Annotated in this window: 23 protein-coding genes; 18 read left to right on the top strand and 5 right to left on the bottom strand. The window is 47.9% G+C overall.

Features of this window, described 5'->3' with window-relative positions:
* The 18 genes from C5O23_RS00190 (at position 1) to C5O23_RS00110 (ending at position 13,283) form a co-directional block, all read left to right on the top strand.
* Positions 1–657, top strand: a complete 657-nt coding sequence (locus C5O23_RS00190; RefSeq protein ID WP_107030934.1) for a PD-(D/E)XK nuclease-like domain-containing protein — start codon at positions 1–3, stop codon at positions 655–657.
* Positions 654–1,550, top strand: a complete 897-nt coding sequence (locus tag C5O23_RS00185; protein WP_107030933.1) for a phosphoadenosine phosphosulfate reductase domain-containing protein — start codon at positions 654–656, stop codon at positions 1,548–1,550. The genes C5O23_RS00190 and C5O23_RS00185 overlap by 4 nt, the downstream gene beginning before the upstream one ends.
* A 6-nt stretch (positions 1,551–1,556) precedes the next feature.
* A complete protein-coding gene (locus C5O23_RS00180) occupies positions 1,557–3,056 on the top strand; it encodes a DEAD/DEAH box helicase (RefSeq protein WP_107030932.1) in 1,500 nt (499 codons plus the stop codon).
* A 140-nt stretch (positions 3,057–3,196) separates the two neighbouring features.
* Positions 3,197–3,484, top strand: coding sequence for an HU family DNA-binding protein (locus C5O23_RS00175; protein ID WP_107030931.1), 288 nt, complete (start codon positions 3,197–3,199; stop codon positions 3,482–3,484).
* Positions 3,468–3,911, top strand: a complete 444-nt coding sequence (locus C5O23_RS00170; protein ID WP_107030930.1) for a DUF4494 domain-containing protein — start codon at positions 3,468–3,470, stop codon at positions 3,909–3,911. The genes C5O23_RS00175 and C5O23_RS00170 overlap by 17 nt, the downstream gene beginning before the upstream one ends.
* The gene (locus C5O23_RS00165) at positions 3,904–4,317 is read left to right on the top strand and encodes a DUF1064 domain-containing protein (RefSeq protein WP_107030929.1); all 414 of its coding nucleotides are present in this window, start codon (positions 3,904–3,906) and stop codon (positions 4,315–4,317) included. Before C5O23_RS00170 ends, C5O23_RS00165 begins: the two co-directional genes overlap by 8 nt.
* 2 nt (positions 4,318–4,319) lie before the next feature.
* On the top strand, positions 4,320–4,907 hold the full coding sequence (locus tag C5O23_RS00160) for a DUF6291 domain-containing protein (RefSeq protein WP_107030928.1): 588 nt from the start codon (positions 4,320–4,322) through the stop codon (positions 4,905–4,907).
* A 2-nt stretch (positions 4,908–4,909) separates the two neighbouring features.
* On the top strand, positions 4,910–5,737 hold the full coding sequence (locus tag C5O23_RS00155) for a hypothetical protein (protein WP_240597528.1): 828 nt from the start codon (positions 4,910–4,912) through the stop codon (positions 5,735–5,737).
* A 25-nt stretch (positions 5,738–5,762) separates the two neighbouring features.
* On the top strand, positions 5,763–6,134 hold the full coding sequence (locus C5O23_RS00150; RefSeq protein WP_107030927.1) for a hypothetical protein: 372 nt from the start codon (positions 5,763–5,765) through the stop codon (positions 6,132–6,134).
* Positions 6,135–6,207: 73 nt separating this feature from the next.
* The gene (locus tag C5O23_RS00145) at positions 6,208–6,432 is read left to right on the top strand and encodes a hypothetical protein (RefSeq protein WP_107030926.1); all 225 of its coding nucleotides are present in this window, start codon (positions 6,208–6,210) and stop codon (positions 6,430–6,432) included.
* Positions 6,429–6,668 carry a hypothetical protein gene (locus tag C5O23_RS14135; RefSeq protein ID WP_128714668.1) on the top strand — a complete coding sequence of 80 codons (240 nt, stop codon included), beginning with the start codon at positions 6,429–6,431 and terminating at the stop codon, positions 6,666–6,668. Before C5O23_RS00145 ends, C5O23_RS14135 begins: the two co-directional genes overlap by 4 nt.
* A gap of 47 nt (positions 6,669–6,715) precedes the next feature.
* Positions 6,716–7,048 (top strand): hypothetical protein, encoded by a 333-nt coding sequence (locus tag C5O23_RS00140; protein WP_128714667.1) that lies wholly within the window; start codon positions 6,716–6,718, stop codon positions 7,046–7,048.
* The gene (locus tag C5O23_RS00135; protein WP_107030924.1) at positions 7,041–7,322 is read left to right on the top strand and encodes a hypothetical protein; all 282 of its coding nucleotides are present in this window, start codon (positions 7,041–7,043) and stop codon (positions 7,320–7,322) included. The genes C5O23_RS00140 and C5O23_RS00135 overlap by 8 nt, the downstream gene beginning before the upstream one ends.
* Before the next feature lie 2 nt (positions 7,323–7,324).
* Positions 7,325–7,582 carry a hypothetical protein gene (locus tag C5O23_RS14255; RefSeq protein ID WP_161553517.1) on the top strand — a complete coding sequence of 86 codons (258 nt, stop codon included), beginning with the start codon at positions 7,325–7,327 and terminating at the stop codon, positions 7,580–7,582.
* A 135-nt stretch (positions 7,583–7,717) separates the two neighbouring features.
* Positions 7,718–8,632, top strand: coding sequence for a radical SAM protein (locus C5O23_RS00125; protein ID WP_107030923.1), 915 nt, complete (start codon positions 7,718–7,720; stop codon positions 8,630–8,632).
* A 31-nt stretch (positions 8,633–8,663) separates the two neighbouring features.
* Positions 8,664–10,190, top strand: coding sequence for a DNA cytosine methyltransferase (locus tag C5O23_RS00120; protein WP_161553516.1), 1,527 nt, complete (start codon positions 8,664–8,666; stop codon positions 10,188–10,190).
* Between the two features lie 43 nt (positions 10,191–10,233).
* A complete protein-coding gene (locus tag C5O23_RS00115; protein ID WP_107030921.1) occupies positions 10,234–10,605 on the top strand; it encodes a hypothetical protein in 372 nt (123 codons plus the stop codon).
* On the top strand, positions 10,602–13,283 hold the full coding sequence (locus tag C5O23_RS00110; RefSeq protein WP_107030920.1) for a hypothetical protein: 2,682 nt from the start codon (positions 10,602–10,604) through the stop codon (positions 13,281–13,283). Before C5O23_RS00115 ends, C5O23_RS00110 begins: the two co-directional genes overlap by 4 nt.
* An 80-nt stretch (positions 13,284–13,363) precedes the next feature.
* Here C5O23_RS00110 and C5O23_RS00105 read toward each other — a convergent pair whose 3' ends face one another.
* From C5O23_RS00105 to C5O23_RS00085, 5 genes are read right to left on the bottom strand one after another with little or no spacing between them, the layout of a single operon-like run.
* Complete coding sequence (locus C5O23_RS00105) at positions 13,364–13,888, bottom strand: hypothetical protein (protein ID WP_107030919.1); 525 nt, start codon at positions 13,886–13,888, stop codon at positions 13,364–13,366.
* An 11-nt stretch (positions 13,889–13,899) separates the two neighbouring features.
* A complete protein-coding gene (locus C5O23_RS00100) occupies positions 13,900–14,409 on the bottom strand; it encodes a hypothetical protein (protein ID WP_107030918.1) in 510 nt (169 codons plus the stop codon).
* Between the two features lie 24 nt (positions 14,410–14,433).
* A complete protein-coding gene (locus C5O23_RS00095; protein ID WP_107030917.1) occupies positions 14,434–14,979 on the bottom strand; it encodes a hypothetical protein in 546 nt (181 codons plus the stop codon).
* Positions 14,979–15,527: a DUF6808 domain-containing protein gene (locus tag C5O23_RS00090; protein WP_107030916.1), complete on the bottom strand. Its 549-nt coding sequence runs from the start codon at positions 15,525–15,527 to the stop codon at positions 14,979–14,981. The genes C5O23_RS00095 and C5O23_RS00090 overlap by 1 nt, the downstream gene beginning before the upstream one ends.
* On the bottom strand, positions 15,524–16,180 hold the full coding sequence (locus C5O23_RS00085) for an N-acetylmuramoyl-L-alanine amidase (RefSeq protein WP_107030915.1): 657 nt from the start codon (positions 16,178–16,180) through the stop codon (positions 15,524–15,526). Before C5O23_RS00085 ends, C5O23_RS00090 begins: the two co-directional genes overlap by 4 nt.
* Positions 16,181–16,187: the final 7 nt, after the last annotated feature.

Raw genomic sequence — 16,187 nt, 5'->3', positions numbered from 1 at the left:
ATGAACAATCCCGATGCATATTATCAGCGCAGTGAGGTCAGCAACTCCGACCTCACTGCATTGAAAGAACTCCTGCACCATCGCCCGATGTTCGGTGACCGCGAGGGTGCTTTCCGCTTCGGGTCTATCGTCGACGCTATCATCACCGAACCCTCGCGAGTGGATTTCCTGCACGCTACAATTGATGGCGAACCGGTCAATGAGGACGAATGGCTTCATGCACGCGAAATGCAACGCGCTCTCCGGGCTGAGGCTCGCCGAGACCAGTTCCTTGCCAAAGTACTTGAACTCGCCGACACACAGCGGTTCATGGTTAACAAGGCGCAGGAGTTTGAAAACGGCGGATTCCGTTTCACACTTCCCACTCGCTGTAAATGGGATTGGTGGCTGGAAGCTGCCCGATTCGGTGGAGACCTCAAGACTACAGCCTGCGCCACGCAAGCGGAGTTTGAGCAGGCGGTGGATTTCTTTGACTGGGACCGGTCCCGCGCTTGGTATATGGACATAGCACAAAGTAACAAAGACTTCATCTATGCCATTTCCAAAAAGAACTGCAAAATCTTCAAGTTATTCATCAACCGAGGCGATGCAATCTACACTCGTGGACGCGAGAAGTATGAGGAACTTGCCTTTCAATACTGGGCATTCACATTATGAGCAAAGTAAAAATTATAGTTCAGTTTTCCGGTGGCAAAGACTCACAAGCCTGCCTTATAAAAGCCTGCGAAACATACGGCGCAGATAAGGTTACAGCCATTTTTTGTGATACAGGTTGGGAACATGAATTAACATATAAACACATCCATAATATAGTTAATCTTCTTGGTGTTAAACTTGTAATACTCAAGAATAACAAAGTTGATGGCATGGCTGGGCTATGTCGTAGAATGAACTGGTTCCCCGATGCCAAAAATAGGATGTGTACAGTGCAATTGAAAGTATATCCTATGATAGACTGGATACTTGCGCAGGATGAACACATGATAATCTTACAGGGTATTCGGGCAAAAGAAAGTGCTGAAAGGGTCAAGTTTGATGTTGAATGCTCATATTTCAAAGATTACTTCGATACTTCAGTTAAGAAGCGGTTATATAGAAAACAAGACGTTAGGAAATGGTGTAATATGCACGATGCTTCAGTTCTTCGTCCAATTTTTTCATGGTCTGCGCAGCAAGTGATTGACTATATATTGTCTCATGGACAACGTCCTAACCCGTTGTATGAACGGGGAGCATCAAGAGTGGGATGTTTTCCATGTATATTTGCGAGGTTGAACGAAATCAAGATAGTGGCTCGTGATGAGAAATACAAACAACGAGTTATTGACCTTGAAAACACCATTAACTCAAAACGAGATAATGGAAATGAGGCAACATTCTTTTGCAAAGGTAAAATTCCTGCAAGATTTTGTAACCAAAATAGTAATGGATCACCAACCTTTGGGGAGGTTTCTGAATATGTGCTTAAAGATGAGAACCAGCCTACTCTTTGGGATGAGACTGAACCTATAATGTCTTGCGTATCCTTGTATCATGGACTTTGTGAATGAATTATTATGGACACGAGTACAAATATTGAACTGACCTCCAAACTTCAGCACAAGGCAATGATAAACCTAAAGGTTGAGCCTTACGAGTACCAAAAGGAAGGTATCGAGGCAGGCCTGCGGTGGAAGCGTTTCCTTATCGGCGATGAGCCGGGGTTGGGCAAGACACTCCAAAGCATAGGCGTAGTTGACACAGCAAACGCTTATCCCTGCTTGGTTATTTGTCCGTCCTCACTCAAAATCAACTGGCAACGCGAGTTTGAAAAATTTACGGATAAAAAAGCACTGGTGCTTGACAATTCCGTGCTTACCACATGGCCCTATCTCCTGCGAATGGGTATGCACCATGTAGCAGTTGTCAACTATGAAAGTCTGCGTAAATATTTCGTTTGGGATATTCACGCACGCAAAGGACAATCATTCCGGCTCAAAGATGTTGTGTTCTGCCCCGAAATCAATCTCTTCAAGTCGGTAATCATAGATGAGAGCCACCGCGTCAAAGACCCCACGGCACAGCAGACAATCTTTGCTCGTGGCATTGTTGAGGGCAAGCAATGGCGCATACTCCTTTCGGGTACGCCCGTTGTCAACCGACCTGCCGACCTCATTGCGCAGCTCTCAATCATGGGCAGACTTGCGGAGTTCGGCGGTCGATCCAAATTCCTTGCCGACTACGGCGGTGGCGAAATCTCAAAGGAACGCCGGGGCAAGGATGAAGATGATGAGCCTCGCAACCTTGAGCGCCTCTCGGAAGAACTCTACTCTCGCTGTATGATACGCCGTGAGAAAGCAAAGGTACTGACGCAGCTCCCCGACAAGACCCGGACAGACCTCTATGTTGACATCTCAAACCGCGATGAATATGAACTTGCGGCCGAGGATTTAGCTGAGTATCTTCGCAAGTACACCGAGTGCGATGATATTGACATACGCCGTAAAATGCGCATGGAAGCGTTGGTCAAGTTCATGACCCTGCGCTCCCTTTCCTCAAAGGGGAAGGTCAGGCAGGCGGTGGACTTCGTTAAGACATTCCTCGCTAACGGCAAGCCTCTCATTCTTTTCTGCTCCCTGCATGAGATTGTAGATGAGATTAAGAAGGCATTCCCGAAAGCGGTCAGCGTCACAGGGCGCGACTCCATGATGATGAAACAGGCGGCGGTTGACGCTTTCCAGTCGGGCAAGGCTCAACTTATCGTCTGCTCCATCAAGGCGGCAGGTGTCGGACTGACCCTCACGGCTTCCTCCAACGTGGCATTCGTGGAGTTTCCGTGGACGTATGCCGACTGTTGCCAGTGTGAGGACCGTGCGCACCGCATAGGACAAAAGGACAATGTAACCTGTTACTACCTCATCGGACGGCACACCATTGACCGAACTCTCTACGACATCATTCACAAGAAGAAATCAATCGCCAATCAGATTATGGGTACCGACGATGATATTCCGACCGATGAAATGTATTTCAACCAACTTGCAAACCTCTTCCTAAACTCCGACCCCGATGGCTGACATTTGCAAGACCGACCTGCAAAAGGTCATTTCCTACCTCGATGAGGCAGCGAAGCTATATGACGCGCTCCCCATGCAGAAATGCAAATGCCGGGCGCACATGATAAACCAGTTGACAACTAAATTAAAATCAAAACTAAATGACAAAAAATGATTTAGCCAAAGAGGTAGCAGTTTCAGAGAAACTATGCCTCTCAACGGCATTCAAGGCAGTAGACGGAGTTTTCCGTGTCATTAAGGAAGCACTCAGCAAGGGCGAGGAAGTAACCCTGCGAGGCTTCGGCACTCTCTCCGTTGTTCAGCGCGAAGAGCGCAATGCGGTTCACTTCAAGACCAAAGAACCGATAGTCGTTCCTGCCCGCCGCACCGTGAAATTCAGAATCAGTAAAGAACTTAAAGAACTACTCAACAATGGCACAGTGGATTGAAGTAAGAGCGCGTTACGACAAGATGATGGAGAACGGCTCGGTCAAGAAAGTAACCGAACCTTATCTCGCTGACGCGCTGTCCTGCACTGAAGCAGAAGCAAGAGTGACTGAGGAACTCCAGCCTTTCATCAGCGGAGACTTCCGCATATCATCGGTTGTCACAACCAAGATTGCCGAAATCTTTTGGGATGAGACTGGCGATAAGTTCTACAAGGTTAAGATCAACTTCATCACACTTGATGAAAAGACCGCGACCGAAAAGAAAACAGCCTCGTATATCCTTGTGCAGGCTTCCAGTTTCAAAGAAGCCTACGACAATTTCATTGACGGAATGCGCGGCACCATGGCCGATTACGAGATTGAGGCGATTACTGAGACCAAACTGGTTGAGGTGTATAAAGCTAAACTATCCACAGATAATGGCTAAATGTGCTAATCCATTTGCTAACGGAGGTCGGAGAAACCCTGCGTATGAGCCGAAGAAGCGCAACAAATATGGTGCGCAACGTGTCGGCGAACACGCCTCTCGCAAGGAGCATAATCGCGCTGTTCAACTCAAGTTGTGGCAACGCGCCGGGGTTATCTCCAATCTCCGTGAGCAAGTGCCCTTTGAACTTATCCCTGCCCAGTATAGTGTGGACACCGCGACTTCACGCATTGCAAAACCAAAACTGATCGAGCGCGCCTGCCGATACATTGCCGACTTTGTCTATACCGACAACGAGACTGGGCAGACAATCGTAGAGGACACCAAAGGCGTGAGAACAAAGGAATATATAATCAAGCGGAAACTTATGCTCTTTCGGCACGGTATCCGCATAAAAGAAGTCTGATTATGGACCGTGAGAGTTTCATATTCTACCGCAGCTTCTACGAGGCTATAAGGTGTATGCCGTCAGATGTGCAGGCTGAAATATATCCTGCCATCTGCGAGTATGCCCTGTTCGGCAAGATACCGAAGAGCCTCTCCGAAGTCGCAAAGGGTATGTTCACGCTGATAAAGCCTAACATTGACGTGAACACCGCTCGGTTTGAGAATGGCAAGAAAGGTGGGCGCAAGCGCACCAAGAAGCAGGTGGCTTCGGCTGAATCTGCATACGTCCTTACCTACGAACAGGAAGTTGAGCAGATGAGAAATGACGAGAAATGGCGCATAACTATCTGCGAGGATTTCAACATCACTGCGGAAGAGTATGATAAGCGGCTCTCTCGTTTCCTCGATCGCTGTAACGATGACAAGGCACGCAAGGGCAAGGAACATCATGATAGTTTCGTAGATTGTCAGAGTCATTTGCGCTACTGGATGACAAAGGCTTATCCCCAACAGCAAACAACAATACCCCAGGCCATACCCGATAACTCTTCAGTGCCTTTCCCGGAAGTGGGTGATGATTTCGGAGGTATGGATTATGAAGAACAATGATTATGAGTTATGTAACAGAAAATACCACAGGGCTTCCTCCCGAAGCCGTAGCTAAGGTCATGGAGAAACGCCGACTTGACGCTTTGCGCGATGAGAAACTGAAGATAGACAAGGCTCTCAATCAAGTGCGCCTTGATATAAGCAGGACAAGCAAGTCATTCCCCGATTTGACCGACCCCGACATTTTCAAATGTCACTGGGATTTCCTCTGCCGTGTCGCTGAGGATATTGTTCTTGCCCCACAACGGCGCAAGTTCGTGATTGATGATAACAACAATAAGATAATAATCTTTCTGTTGTACTACTTCAACAACTGTTCCCTCGCCGAGCAGATATTTCCCGACAAACGCTTTAAACTTGCAAAGCCTCTGCTTATACGTGGCGACAAGGGCGTAGGCAAGACTTTCCTTATGCAGCTCTTCTCCGAATATCTGCGCCGGACCAATAACCCCAATTCATTTTTCAATGTATCGGTTACTGAAATGGTCAATTACTACACCATCAACAACAACCTCAACCGATACACCTACAACGACCGCTCCAGCGTCAAGGAAGATAACACATTTGATGGGTGCCGCCCGTCTAATGTCTGCCTCAACGATATCGGATTGCAGACACAATCATTCTTCGGGCAGGACGGCAAGAAACTGGTAACAGAGTTCCTCCATGCACGATATGAGATATGGACGCAGTGGAATATCCGTGGACACCTTACGACCAATCTGTCTGTACAGCAGCTTGCCAAAGAATTTGCTGATGTCTATGGACGCACGGTCGATCGTCTCAAATCATATAACATAATCGAACTGACTGGCACAAGTCGGAGATAACAATCAATCAGAAATCAAAATGACAATGACAATCGTAACAACAACAGCAATCTGCCTCTTGGCAATCTTCGCGTTCCTGTTCGGTCGCTCTGCTGTCATCAGCACTCGCCGTCAGAACCTCCTCAACAAGACCAAGGATGAGCGAGACAAACTCTCTCGTTCACTGGACCGCATTGAGAACTCCTCAAAGTATGACCGCCACTTTGAGATTGAGGAGGACGATAGCAACTCCACTTGCCGGGTGTTCATGAAAGTCTATGTGCGCAAGTCCACCTATGCAGGCGAACACATTGAGAGCATCTGTTACTGTCTCATCAAGGAATTCCCTTATGAAGATGACAAGGACTTCGCACGGAGCGAAGCGCAGGAACTTCTTGACAAAATCAACGAGAAATGAGAACAATTAAATTCCGAGGCACATGGGAGTCCAAACCTCTCGAAGTCTCCATCACCATTAAACCGAAGAAGAAATGAAAGCAAGAATAGCAATGAAGATACTCAAAGCCAAAGCCGAGTATCAAGAGTTGAGCAGACTTGATTTCCCCTACACTGGGGCACAGCTAATGACTGCCGCCAAACGAGCGAAACTCCCTTGTGAATGGCGTAAGAAGTATCGCAGTTGGCGCAAGGTGAGCAAAAGCGAGGGATGGCAAGAGTTGAATGAATTGTTTAACCGAATATCCAAATCAATATGAAACACCTTACAACCATCCTCGCCGCCGTCCTCTGCGCCGTGTGCCTGAGCGGATGCGCAGACTCAAAAACACAAACACAGCCTGCACCTCAAATACCACGCAACCACCATTGCATGAGTCGAATCTATTTTGACGGTCATTATTATATCAAGTATGATACGGGAGGCAGAATGTCATCGGTATCCATCACCCACGACCCCGACTGCCCGTGCCATAAGGAAGGAGGTGAGGAATGAGCAAACAGCAATGCGGAATTTGCGGTCAGTGGAAAGAACAGCACGAAATGTCAAAATCCTACAAGCACCGCTGTAAGGAGTGTGTCGCCCGGCTCACTCGCATAGACCGCCGAGCCGCCAAACAACGTGCCGAACATATCAAGGAGCAACTTGAAGGCACTGGTTATGGATATATCACTTGTCAGCGTGAGGACCGGTTGAGAGTTGCCACAGCAGCCATGCAGGGGATATTGAGCAATGAACGAACTATGCAGGCTTACATTGATGTGGCACAAAATCCCCCGTATCCCAAGCTTTTCGAGATTGTTGCTCGTAACGCAATGGGTTACGCCGATGCCCTGCTTACCAAGATTGATGAGAAAGGAGATAACAATGATTGAATTACTTGTACACTTCGCTTCCGTAATCATTTCGGCAGTAATAATCACTATTATTGTCCTGCTCATCAATCGCATTGAGCGCAAAAGGCACGGAGATTATCACATAACCTGCGAGTATATGCGCTACCGCTACTCATACAGCAAAATGGACGAGTGCATCGCCGAACTCTGCAAGCTGGGTGCTGATGGTTGGGAAATAGCAACCTGCGCAGGCGAAGATAGTTTCGCAGCTTACCTCATACTCAAACGTGAAACCCTCCACACATCTAAATAGCCATGACTATCGCAAAACAACTCGCACTCGTTCTTGTCAAGGAAATAATCGCAGACAAGAGGCATAAACACATCGCGCCCGATTACGCGCTCCGCAATGAGATAAACTCTATGGTCGGCCATGCACTCGACTCTTTGGTCGCTGATGGCTCTCTCATTCAGCGCAGTGCCTCGGTTAATCGCTATCCTGCTTATGAGATTCCCCTTATCGCCCGCGGCGCTTTGCAAGGCAAAGAAACGCCGTGCCAACCTGCTCTATAAGCTGCGCCATAAAGGAATTGAGGCTGACACCAAACAGCGTGTCATCTTCATTCCCTATGGCGAAGAGCCATACAAACACATTCAAGTAGTCCGGCTCTGCCGGGAGTTTAATTTTAATATTCAATTCATTATCACATGAACATAGGTATAGTTGACGTTGATGGGCATAACTTCCCCAACTTCGCACTCATGAAAATATCAGCGTGGCACAAGCTGCAGGGCGATAACGTGGAGATTGCGTTGCCCATGTTCGGCAACTATGACCGCGTATATCAGTCGAAAATATTCACGTTCACTCCCGATTCTGCCGACTTTGACGGCAAGTGCGAGGTTGTCCGTGGTGGTACTGGCTACGACATTCACAGCCGACTGCCCGAATGCATTGAGCAATCTACGGCAATGGATTATTCTTTATATCCTCAACACCCTTTCTCGATCCAATTCTTTTCGCGCGGCTGTATCCGCAGATGTCCGTTCTGCCTCGTTCATGACAAAGAAGGTAAGATACACCCGGTCGAACCGGTCCAACTCAACCCCAACGGAGAATGGATAGAAGTCCTTGATAATAATTTCTTCGCCAATCCCGACTGGAAGAGTGCTATTGACTATCTGATTAAAGTTGGGCAGAAAGTAAACCTGCATGGAGTAGATATAAGGATTATGAACGAGGAGCAGGCATACTGGCTCAACAAACTGCGTCTGCGCCGGAATATTCATATAGCATGGGATTTGCCTGCGCTTGACTTGACCGACAAACTCCGAGAGGTCACGCGCTACATCAAGCCATACAAAATCATGTGTTATGTGTTGGTTGGGTTCAACTCCACTATCGAGCAGGATATGTATCGCATTGAAACACTCCGCTCCTTTGGCATAAAGCCCTACGTCATGCCTTACCGAGACTTTGAGAACAAACGCACTCCATCGCAGTATGAGAAAGACCTCGCCCAGTACGTCAACAAGCCACAAATCTTCAAGACGTGCAGCTTCGCCGACTTTATGCCGCGCAAAGGATTCAAGTGTGAGGCCTATTTACATAATCTACGATAATTTATATACAATATTTCAGCCAAATTATATAATGAAACTCCGCGTCTTTGAAGCCTTTGCAGGCTACGGCTCTCAATCCATCGCGCTTGACCTGCTTTCTCAATCATTCCCCGATTTCCAGTTTGAGACTGTCGGAATATCGGAGATTGACAAATATGCTATAAGAGCATATCATACTCTCCACGGTGAGGCTATACCCAATCATGGCGACATAACCAAGATTGATTGGTCGCAGACCGCCGACTTTGACCTGCTCACATATTCGTTCCCTTGCCAAGATATATCTTCGGCGGGTAAACAACGTGGCTTCTCCGAGGGTAGCGGCACACGCTCTTCATGCTTATGGGCCTGCGCCAACGCCATTGAGAAGAAGCACCCCCGATTTCTGCTTATGGAAAATGTCAAGGCTCTCACGCAAAAGAAATTCAGTGCAGACTTCCGCAGGTGGCGAAAATGGCTCATAAAGCAGGGCTACACCAACTACTATGCCGTCCTCAACGCAAAAGACTACGGCGTTCCGCAGAATCGTGAGCGCGTCTTTATGGTGTCCTTTCGTAGGGAACATACACCCTTTACATTCCCAAAGCCGTTTGAACTGGTGCGTCGTCTGAAACACATCCTTGAAGATGTAGTTGATGAAAAGTATTGGCTGAAGCAGGAGCAGATTCAGGCGTTGATAAAGCACAACGAGCGCAAGCAGTCAGAGGGTTGCGGTTTCAAAACAAATTTTCAGACTGGCGAGGGCATTAGTGGAACAATCAAGACACGAGAGGGGTTATGCTCATGCGATACTCTTATAAAAGTTCCCATCTACGGCAACAGCCGTCTCAACGCCATGATTGCCGATGGAAAGGTTGACCCGGAAGAAACGCTGTGGATAGATTGCTACAACCAACGTGTTGACCCCGACATAGCAGGCACGATACTGGCAAGAGTAAATGCGACAGGGCATTATCTTGTATCTGACCCTCGCGGCCGCCCCGATGCATCGGGGCGAAATTTTCAGCAGATCGAACTGGGTTCTGACGTTGCCAATGCAATCACGTCTGTTCAAAAGGACAGCATGGTCGCAGAACCGCGCGTCATACAGGTTGGCAATCTCATAGAGGATTCAAACTATAAGAATCCTCATCGTGGGCGTGTCTATTCAATTGAGGGTATTGCTCCATGCCTTAACTGCAACGAGGGCGGTCAGCGCGAAGTGAAGATACTCCAGCGCGGTCACGGATACGCCAAAGGCGGTTTCTTTGATATTGCCCCGGCTATGACTACATCAAAGTGGCAGGACAATAACTTTGCCGTCATCGAATACTGGATACGCAAACTTACTCCGCGCGAATGTTTCCGGCTTATGGACGTACCCGAACACCATATAAACCGATTGCTCAACGCAGGCATATCCAATTCACAACTCTATAAACTTGCAGGAAACTCTATCGTTGTCGCCTGCCTCTATCATATCTTCCGCAAAATGTTCTGCGAGACGGCACGAGAATATGGTGCGCCGACCGCGCATAGCCAAGAAATCCCGGACGTTCAGCAACTCTCGCTTTTCTAAACTTAAAACAATATCACAACCAAACCCCAGTATCTTTGCCCCCATGATTAAACTATTGGAACATACGCGCCGACCCGATATCTCATTCAGCCGTAAAAGAGGAACTATCCGCATTACGGCAAAAGTGGCGCGTATCCTCACCCTGCGTCCGGGTGATTCAATCAACATAGCCGTGAGCAACGGCGAGTATCTTTTGCATGCTGTCCACCGAGTCAACAACATCGGTCGCCATGAGGCACAGTGCTATCCCACCAAAAGAGGGAGCAACAACTACTGCGCATACTCCGTGCGCCTATGTCGGGCCCTGCTTGATTCAGTCGGAGTGAAGGCTGAACAAGTCGCCTACATGGTTGGCGAGGCTTTCGTTCGTGGTGATACAACATATCTCCCAATCATAACTGCGCTTCCGCTATGAACAAAGAAATAAAGTACAATGGCTACTCCGCACAGCCGTCCGACTACGAATGTCAGGACGGCGAACTTGCAGTAGCCATAAATCTTGTGCCGGAAGATGGAGCATTGAAACCGGTCCTGCCTCCGAAAATTGAAGGACAGACATCTGCAACTATCGGTAATTGCGTGTATATCCATAAAAATTCGGGATATACACATTATATCGTCCAAAATTCAAACTCTTTTAGTTGGTATGATAAAGAGACCCCGGACACACTGACAACCATCGGAACAATATCAAAGTATATAAAGGTTACATCAGTCGGCAACACACTGATATTCCTTACTGATGATGGCATGCAATACTATCTTTGGAAAGGTGGCGCAACTGGCTATCTCTATTTGGGCGGTAAGATACCCGAATGTCCTATCTCGTTTGGATTGCAGGGCGAGATGGTGAGGACTGATGAATTTTCCATTTCCTTTGACTCCATCAATGAGGGTAGCATTTGGAACGAGTTTTCAGATAACAACAAGACTCGGATAACAGACCAAGTGCTTGCACATATCAATAAGTTTATTGCTGATGAGTCCACCAATAAGGGCAAGTTCATCTTTCCTTTCTTCGTCCGCTACGCCTACCGTCTCTACGATGGTTCGCTCACAATGCACTCTTCGCCGGTTCTCATGATAGCATCATCTGACCTTACTCCGCAGGTGTTTTGGTCTCACATCACTGGCAAAGGTAAATACACCGATGCGCAGCTTCGTGTCTGCGCAATGGTGCATACCCTTGATTATGCCGTGATTCTTCAATCGAGGCTTGATATGCTCAATAACTGGAAAGATATTGTGCGCTCGGTAGATGTCTTTATTTCTAAACCGATTTACACTTACGACCAGAACGGCAAGTGTACCAAGTTCGCCAAGTCTGAGGGATATAATTCCTATTGTGTGTGCAAGCATACCAATCAGGCGGCCTCTACAGCAACATATCCTCTGCGTTATCAGCGCAACACGTTCAACAAACTTTACGCCTTCACGTTCAACCCCACTAATCTTTCATATCCGATGGGGCGTTTGATGATTCCTCGCCGAAGCGTTGATGCTGTCAAAGAAGATATTCGCTCAACATCTCAGTTCTATCTGCTTGAGAGTATTAAGGTAGAGCAACTTTCCACTACGCGTACAAAACTGACCGTTGAAGAAGATTATCTACAATCATTGGTGACACGAGAAGTTATGACTGATGATTACGACAGCCATGATACTCTCATACCACGATACTGCTTTACATACAATTCGCGCCTCAATCTGAGTAATATATCTAAACGTCTCTATGCAGAATACAATTCGGGAGCCTTGATGTGCCATACCGACGGATATGTAGCCAACTGGGCAGATGTGCCACCGACTTATTTAGATAACAAAGCCAGTGTCGGAGTCTATTTCTTTATAAAGCAAGACGGAAAGGATATCATTGTACAAGGAGAGAGTTGTCAAATGGCAAGTCTTGACGCTCCATTCATTTTCTTATACTATCCAAATGTCAATGCCTACAAGGCGGTCATTGTCTCTTGGTATGGTTTTCCCTCCTGCTATGAGGTTCAACTGGAGCAGCATGGTTTCCTCAATGGTGCTTTCTACTTTGCAGGTTGGGATAATCCCGGAATGAGCGGCAGTATGCCATCTGCAAGTTCAAACGCAGACCGCACGATTGATATTCCAAATAAGATTTACACCTCCGAGGTCAACAATCCTTTTGTGTTCCCGGTTCTCGGCATAAACACGGTTGGAACTGGGGAAATAAAAGGCATTTGTTCGGCTGCAAAGGCTCTTTCCGAGGGGCAGTTTGGTCAGTTCCCTCTTTATGCTTTCACATCTGAGGGCGTATGGGCGTTGGAAGTGTCGGCTACTGGCACATATTCGGCGCGGCAACCTATCACACGTGATGTCTGTATAAATGCCGATGGCATTACCCAACTGGATAGTGCAGTGTTGTTCCCCACGGATCGAGGAATCATGCTCATATCGGGTTCTCAGACACAATGTATTTCTGAAGCAATTAATTCGGAATATCCTTTTAATGCTCTTGACTTGCCTGGTTTCAGTAAACTGCACGATATGTTAGGGCATTCTCCGGTTAATGACAAATGCCTGCCTACGCTTCCGTTTACAGAGTTCCTGAAACAATGTCGTATGATTTACGACTATGTCCACCAGCGTGTCATAGTCTATGCGCCGGGCATTACCTACGCCTATGTATTCTCGCTGAAATCAAAACTGTGGGGCATGACATTTTCTAATATTGCCTCTCATCTCAACTCCTATCCCGAAGCACTGGCTGTTGATAACAATAACAACATAGTTAATTTCTCCGAGACCGAAGCCAAGCAAGTCAAGAGTATGTTTGTTACACGGCCTCTAAAACTTGACACAATCAATATCCACAAGACTATTGACAACATCATTCAGCGAGGATTCTTCCGTAATGGGAATGTGGCAACTGCGCTATATGGCTCACGCGATTTGGTTAATTGGCATTTGGTATGGTCAAGCAAAGACCATTTCTTACGAGGTTTCCGAGGAACACCTTACAAATATTTCCGAATAGCAGGAGTGGCTACACTTGGTGCCGATGAAAGTATCTTTGGCGCGTCAGTCCAGTTCACGCCACGCCTCACTAATCAACCGAGATAACTCATGTACTATTTCTATTGTAAAAAAAGAAAGGCCGCCATGCGTGATGCACAGCGGTCTTTCGCTTTAATATGGCAACCTTAAAATGGGTGGAGTCGTCGGCGTGTCCTTGCTATCCTTGCGTGCAGATTTGCCCGTATCTCGCTCTCTGCGTCCTCTGCTTTCGCCTCCCACACCTGCGCCTTTGCTGGATTGGTTATGCTCAACCAATCCGACACAGCCTTGCACACAAGATATTCGTGTATGAGGTTCTCAAGCAGGTAGAGCGTGGTCTGCGAGAAATCTGTAGGAACACTCAACACTATTCCATATACTTTCGGCTCTCGCAGGGTGTCGTTCAGTTCCGTGCGGTGCAGCTCGTTCTTGGTGTATGGATACAAGAGTTCCCTGCATTTCGCAACAGTCAGGTTCAGCACTCTGGTCACACGGTCCACATTACCCTCTTCGCCTACATCCTGCACCATGTGGCGGTTGTGGTTGCTTTCCGTGTCCATCACGCTACCCTCTATGTAGGCATAGTTCTTTATGTCATACAGCAGTTGGTCGCGCTTGAATCCCAACACGGCATTCAGCGAGCCGTCCTTTTCCTCCAAAAAGCAACTCATGGGCTGTTGGGTTAGTCTGTTGGACGTGTCGGACGGCTACGCTTGCTCACGGTCTGACGGATTAACTCCATATTCTTGTTGGCGAGGGTGTAGTATTGTTCCGCGTCAGCCTTGTTGGTCACCATATACCAATCGGCGATGGCCGAGTTGGCGAGATAGGCATGGACAGCCTCGCCTACGCCTGTCGTAGCCGCTTCGTTGAAGTTGCTCGGCATAGTGAGGTTGAGGATAAGGTCATGGCTTCCGTCATAGTGACTGTTATCCGTGGTTGTGCCGTTCTCGTTGAGATACTCTCCGAGTTCAGTCTGCACCTCGGCAAAGGCTCGCTTGACGGAACGCAGTATTTTCTCGCGGTTCTCCTCGTCCTCGGAGGCGAACATACTTGCTACCTCTTTGTGATTCTCCTTATTCTGAATGGTACGTCCGCGCAGGAACGTCTCATTCATGATGTCATAGAGCAGCCACGATATTTTGATTGTGGCTGTCACTGGTTTCTTTGCTCCTAATGTAGGGTCTGGCATAGTTTGATATTATTTAGATTATTGTTAGTCTGTTGGACGTGTCGGCTTCCTGCGGCTGTACAACAGTCGCTCGGCGGTCTCCATCATGTCGGCCGCCTGCGTGAAGTAGTCTTTAGCTTCTCCCTTATTGGCAAACTTGAACCATTGTCCGATGATTGAAGCAATGAAGAAGCTGCGCAGGGTTGATTGTACGCTTGCCGTCAGAACCTTGTCAAACGATTTGCTTACTTCGATGACGGCTTCATAGCCTATCTTCCCGATTACCGGAATGACTATGCCTGCTTGTGTGGCTGGCTCACTGGTTGTTCCCTGCACTGGGTAGATTGGATTGAGCGTGGCGGTTATTCGTTTTGTCTTGCCCGATACCAGCATCTCTTTGAGGTTTTCATTGGTGGCAAGCACCGATTCTTCCCAAAATCTGCTGAGTTCGGCAAGATCATCATCTGCCGCAAGTATGCGGTCGCGCGCGCCATCATCGCCGTCTATCAGTTTTGACCCTGTGTAGTCTGTGGCTTTGGCTACCTCTTCATACACATCGTCTTGAAATATTTGTATTGTAATCGTTTCCATTATAATTCAATGATTGAAAAGGTCAGACTGACCCCTATAAATGGTTCAAAGCCGTGTGGAGTATAGCCAAAACCGACAGTCGGTCCTATATGCCATCTCTTGGGTGGCTTCTTAATTGTCACTATCTCGCGCCGGGGATATACGAACAGGCTGTCAAGGCTCGGATACATACCGCTGACGTATGCCTTGTAGTCCTCTCCTTCATAGACGTTCTGCGTGATTGGCAGCTGTAATGTCAGGCTGTCGGGGGCTGTCGCGTCAACGTCTGCGCTTGCCAGTTCTGCGGTGTCCGCTCTTATGTCGGGCAGACTGTCAAGGTTCGCACTGGGGATAGCAGGAGCCGGAATAGTCACGTTGATAAAGCCTATCGGAGTTGTTGACACCGGCGCAGGCTCGATGTAGGAAATGGTATCATATACCTTGACTGTATCCATCACACAATCCTCTCGGCCTGGGATGTCGCCCGGAGGCGATTGGCACTTGTGGAGATACGCGCCTGCCACAAGACTTGCGACTACAACCAAGAGTATCTTCAGAAAATCTTTCATGTGTTCTTAACCTTTTTGATGTAGTTGATGATTCCGTTAGCGTGGAGTTCCACTATCGCTTTTGTTCCCTCTTCCGAGAGCAGGAAGTCGCAGTCAGCCTTGTTGTCTTGGAAAAGCGACTCCGTCAGCACTGCCGGACATTTAGTGTGGACGAGAATGTAGAAGCGTGCCTCATAGTCGGGGTCGCCGTCACTCCAGTCTGCCCTCATGGGTTTCTGCTTGCTGTCGTATGCGCCCTGCGCCTGCAATATGGTGAAACGCTCTTTGTAGTTTTTGAGACGTTCATCGGCCGCGTTCCATATCTCGGTGGCGAGGTCATCTGCCTTGGTCTTGCCCGGCGAGGTATAGACACACCAACCGCCTGCACTCTTCCATTGTCCGTCCGCTCCTGCGGCGTTGCAGTGGATTGAAACAAGCAGAACATTCTCTTTGCCGTACTTGTCGCAGTATGCGTTTGCTCTGCGGCATCGTTCGGGCAGGCTGATGTCTTTATCTTCCTCAACGAGCAGTCGAGCATCTACCATTCGCAGATTCAACAATGTTTCCAGTCTCCGTGCTATCTCCCGGCTTTTGAGATACTCTTTTAGTTTTTGGTCGGGGCTACATTTGCCGGGGGTGTCGCTCCCGTGTCCGTTGTCAATAAGAACTATCATGTTTCAG

Source organism: Duncaniella muris (assembly GCF_003024805.1).
In the GTDB taxonomy this organism is placed as follows: domain Bacteria; phylum Bacteroidota; class Bacteroidia; order Bacteroidales; family Muribaculaceae; genus Duncaniella; species Duncaniella muris.
Note: the sequence above shows the minus strand (reverse complement) of the source record. Positions and strands in the feature narration are given on the sequence as shown.

Excerpts from the sequence above, each read along its gene's own strand:
- C5O23_RS00190 (WP_107030934.1), top strand. The coding sequence starts at position 1 with ATGAACAATCCCGATGCATATTATCAGCGCAGTGAGGTCAGCAACTCC.
- C5O23_RS00185 (WP_107030933.1), top strand. The coding sequence starts at position 654 with ATGAGCAAAGTAAAAATTATAGTTCAGTTTTCCGGTGGCAAAGACTCA.
- C5O23_RS00180 (WP_107030932.1), top strand. The coding sequence starts at position 1,557 with ATGGACACGAGTACAAATATTGAACTGACCTCCAAACTTCAGCACAAG.
- C5O23_RS00175 (WP_107030931.1), top strand. The coding sequence starts at position 3,197 with ATGACAAAAAATGATTTAGCCAAAGAGGTAGCAGTTTCAGAGAAACTA.
- C5O23_RS00170 (WP_107030930.1), top strand. The coding sequence starts at position 3,468 with ATGGCACAGTGGATTGAAGTAAGAGCGCGTTACGACAAGATGATGGAG.
- C5O23_RS00165 (WP_107030929.1), top strand. The coding sequence starts at position 3,904 with ATGGCTAAATGTGCTAATCCATTTGCTAACGGAGGTCGGAGAAACCCT.
- C5O23_RS00160 (WP_107030928.1), top strand. The coding sequence starts at position 4,320 with ATGGACCGTGAGAGTTTCATATTCTACCGCAGCTTCTACGAGGCTATA.
- C5O23_RS00155 (WP_240597528.1), top strand. The coding sequence starts at position 4,910 with ATGAGTTATGTAACAGAAAATACCACAGGGCTTCCTCCCGAAGCCGTA.
- C5O23_RS00150 (WP_107030927.1), top strand. The coding sequence starts at position 5,763 with ATGACAATCGTAACAACAACAGCAATCTGCCTCTTGGCAATCTTCGCG.
- C5O23_RS00145 (WP_107030926.1), top strand. The coding sequence starts at position 6,208 with ATGAAAGCAAGAATAGCAATGAAGATACTCAAAGCCAAAGCCGAGTAT.
- C5O23_RS14135 (WP_128714668.1), top strand. The coding sequence starts at position 6,429 with ATGAAACACCTTACAACCATCCTCGCCGCCGTCCTCTGCGCCGTGTGC.
- C5O23_RS00140 (WP_128714667.1), top strand. The coding sequence starts at position 6,716 with ATGTCAAAATCCTACAAGCACCGCTGTAAGGAGTGTGTCGCCCGGCTC.
- C5O23_RS00135 (WP_107030924.1), top strand. The coding sequence starts at position 7,041 with ATGATTGAATTACTTGTACACTTCGCTTCCGTAATCATTTCGGCAGTA.
- C5O23_RS14255 (WP_161553517.1), top strand. The coding sequence starts at position 7,325 with ATGACTATCGCAAAACAACTCGCACTCGTTCTTGTCAAGGAAATAATC.
- C5O23_RS00125 (WP_107030923.1), top strand. The coding sequence starts at position 7,718 with ATGAACATAGGTATAGTTGACGTTGATGGGCATAACTTCCCCAACTTC.
- C5O23_RS00120 (WP_161553516.1), top strand. The coding sequence starts at position 8,664 with ATGAAACTCCGCGTCTTTGAAGCCTTTGCAGGCTACGGCTCTCAATCC.
- C5O23_RS00115 (WP_107030921.1), top strand. The coding sequence starts at position 10,234 with ATGATTAAACTATTGGAACATACGCGCCGACCCGATATCTCATTCAGC.
- C5O23_RS00110 (WP_107030920.1), top strand. The coding sequence starts at position 10,602 with ATGAACAAAGAAATAAAGTACAATGGCTACTCCGCACAGCCGTCCGAC.
- C5O23_RS00105 (WP_107030919.1), bottom strand. The coding sequence starts at position 13,888 with ATGAGTTGCTTTTTGGAGGAAAAGGACGGCTCGCTGAATGCCGTGTTG.
- C5O23_RS00100 (WP_107030918.1), bottom strand. The coding sequence starts at position 14,409 with ATGCCAGACCCTACATTAGGAGCAAAGAAACCAGTGACAGCCACAATC.
- C5O23_RS00095 (WP_107030917.1), bottom strand. The coding sequence starts at position 14,979 with ATGGAAACGATTACAATACAAATATTTCAAGACGATGTGTATGAAGAG.
- C5O23_RS00090 (WP_107030916.1), bottom strand. The coding sequence starts at position 15,527 with ATGAAAGATTTTCTGAAGATACTCTTGGTTGTAGTCGCAAGTCTTGTG.
- C5O23_RS00085 (WP_107030915.1), bottom strand. The coding sequence starts at position 16,180 with ATGATAGTTCTTATTGACAACGGACACGGGAGCGACACCCCCGGCAAA.